Here is a 1,494-nt window from a genome sequence, read left to right as displayed (position 1 = left end):
TGATGCCTGGTGATAATGCGAATTTAGAGGTGGAGTTGATTGCGCCGGTGGCGATTGAGCAGGGTTTGCGGTTTGCGATTCGTGAGGGTGGTCGGACGGTGGGTGCCGGGGTTGTCACCCAGATCCTTGAGTAAAAGGGTTGATAATGAATAGATTACGTATCAGACTGAAATCTTACGACCACCGGATACTGGATCAATCCGTAAAATCAATTGTGGAAACGGTTAAGAGATTTGGTATAAAAATTTCTGGACCAGTCCCCTTACCGACCGAGCGTTCGCTATATACGGTGCTCCGCTCTCCCCATGTGGACAAAAAATCCCGGGAGCAGTTTGAATTGCGGGTTCATAAACGATTACTGGAATTGATTGATGTCACTCCGGATATCATTGATGCCCTTAACAAACTGGAAATTCCTGCAGGTGTCTATGTTGAGGTGAAAGCGATATGATTGGATTGATTGGTAAAAAAATTGGTATGTCGCAACTTTTTACTGAAGACGGTCGGCTGATTGCTGTGACCAAGGTTGAAGCAGGTCCCTGTCCGGTAGTCCAGGTAAAGAATGAAGCGAAAGATGGATATCGGGCGATTCAGATTGCTTTTGGGACCAAGAAGCATATTACAAAGCCTCTTGCCGGACATTTAAAAAAGGCAAATATTGCTTCAGCGAAGTGGCTTGCGGAGATAAGGACCGAGAATATTGAAAAATACAAACCTGGTGATGTACTGGATGCAAAGATTTTCGCTGTGGGCGACAAGGTAAAAGTGACCGGTTATACTAAAGGCCGCGGTTTTACAGGAGGTATGAAGAGGTGGGGTTGGAGCGGAGGTCCAGCGTCCCATGGTTCAATGTCCCACCGCCGGATTGGTTCAGCCGGACACGGCCATTCGGATCCGGGGCGGATATTAAAAGGCAAAACGATGCCGGGACATTATGGCAATGAGCGGGTTACGATAAAAAACCTTAAGGTGGTGAAGATCGAAGACAATATTATTTATCTCAAGGGTGCAGTTCCAGGTCCGAGGAATGGGTTTTTACTTTTAACTAAGGAAGAGTGAATATGGAGACTAAGATGTTTAATCAAAAGGGCGAAGAGATTGGGACAATCGAGCTGCCGGATAAGATATTTAAAGCACCGGTAAACAAGGCACTTCTATGGGAAGCAGTTACAATTATCTTAAATAATCAAAGGCAGGGAACTGCCAAAACCAAGACCCGGGCTGAGGTCCGGGGTGGCGGGAGAAAACCCTGGCCACAAAAGGGAACAGGTCTGGCACGACACGGTAGCATCCGTTCGCCAATATGGCGCAAAGGTGGAGTTGTGTTTGGACCGAAACCCCGGGATTATTATAAAGTGATGCCCCAGCAGAAGAAAAACAAAGCATTACTTGCGGCATTGAGTGCTGCTGCCCAAGAAGAGCGCATCCGGGTGATTGAAGATTTGAATTTTGAAAGACCGAGCACCAAGGCGTTAAAAGAGATTCTTAAGAAAA

4 protein-coding genes are annotated in these 1,494 nt (G+C 46.7%); all 4 read left to right on the top strand.

The features are described from left to right. Nucleotides 1-134 (top strand): elongation factor Tu (tuf, locus tag ABIL39_03105; protein ID MEO0165107.1); only part of this gene is annotated, 134 nt, incomplete at its 5' end. A 5-nt stretch (nt 135-139) separates the two neighbouring features. After that, entirely contained in the window at nt 140-451 is a 312-nt protein-coding gene (gene rpsJ, locus ABIL39_03100; GenBank protein ID MEO0165106.1) for a 30S ribosomal protein S10, read from the top strand. Beyond that, nucleotides 448-1,059, top strand: coding sequence for a 50S ribosomal protein L3 (gene rplC / locus ABIL39_03095; protein MEO0165105.1), 612 nt, complete (start codon nt 448-450; stop codon nt 1,057-1,059). Before rpsJ ends, rplC begins: the two co-directional genes overlap by 4 nt. Nucleotides 1,060-1,073: 14 nt before the next feature. Then, on the top strand, nt 1,074-1,494 hold a 421-nt coding region (gene rplD, locus ABIL39_03090), incomplete at its 3' end, for a 50S ribosomal protein L4 (protein ID MEO0165104.1).

The sequence above is a fragment of the candidate division WOR-3 bacterium genome, from assembly GCA_039802205.1.
Taxonomy (GTDB): domain Bacteria; phylum Hydrothermota; class Tepidihabitantia; order SM23-42; family JAOAFX01; genus JAOAFX01.
Note: the sequence above shows the minus strand (reverse complement) of the source record. Positions and strands in the feature narration are given on the sequence as shown.

Excerpts from the sequence above, each read along its gene's own strand:
- rplC (MEO0165105.1), top strand. The coding sequence starts at position 448 with ATGATTGGATTGATTGGTAAAAAAATTGGTATGTCGCAACTTTTTACT.